The 607-nt window shown below is 65.9% G+C and carries 1 protein-coding gene and 1 pseudogene; both read left to right on the top strand.

Annotation, left to right across the window (positions count from 1 at the left end):
* Window positions 1–202 (top strand): annotated as a pseudogene (locus EQG76_RS02890) (hypothetical protein); the annotation flags it as partial.
* Window positions 203–327: 125 nt separating this feature from the next.
* A partial coding sequence (locus EQG76_RS02885; RefSeq protein WP_255476457.1) for a thiamine pyrophosphate-binding protein occupies window positions 328–607 on the top strand: 280 nt, incomplete at its 3' end.

Genomic DNA, 607 nt, shown 5'->3' with positions numbered 1-607 from the left:
CGAGTTCGCGCGCTCCATCACCGATGCGGTGCCACCAGCCGAGGCATTGGCGGCCGCCGCGGTCGCGACCCGGCAATATGCGAAGCGACAGGTGACGTTTCTGCGTCATCGGCTGAAGGCGCTTCAGCCTTGTGCCGGTTTCGGCGACGATCTGTCGGTTCAGGAGGCAGTTTGCGCCCGGATTCTGTCCAGGCTTCGTTGACGCTGCCCATGCGCGAAGTTAGCTTGCCGCGCCCCTCGCAAGAAGGGTGAGGATGACGCTTTGCCCAAGAGGGGCTCCACCAAAACCGTAGTCCCGGAACCAGCGATTCCGGCGGAGTTCGACTGATGACCGACACCACTAAGCTCGCGACCGCAACGGCCGCCTCGCGCCCCATGACGGGTGCCGAGGTAGTGCTCGCGGCCCTCGTAGAGCAGGGTGTGGAGGTCATTTTCGGCTACCCCGGTGGTGCCGTCCTTCCGCTCTACGACGCGATCTTCAAGCAGGACAAGATTCGCCACGTCCTGGTGCGTCACGAGCAGGCCGCGGTGCACGCCGCGGAAGGCTATGCCCGCTCGACCGGCAAGGTCGGCGTGGTGCTGGTGACCTCGGGCCCCGGCGCCACCA

It is taken from the genome of Geminicoccus flavidas, from assembly GCF_009806515.1.
GTDB lineage: Bacteria > Pseudomonadota > Alphaproteobacteria > Geminicoccales > Geminicoccaceae > Geminicoccus > Geminicoccus flavidus.
Note: the sequence above shows the minus strand (reverse complement) of the source record. Positions and strands in the feature narration are given on the sequence as shown.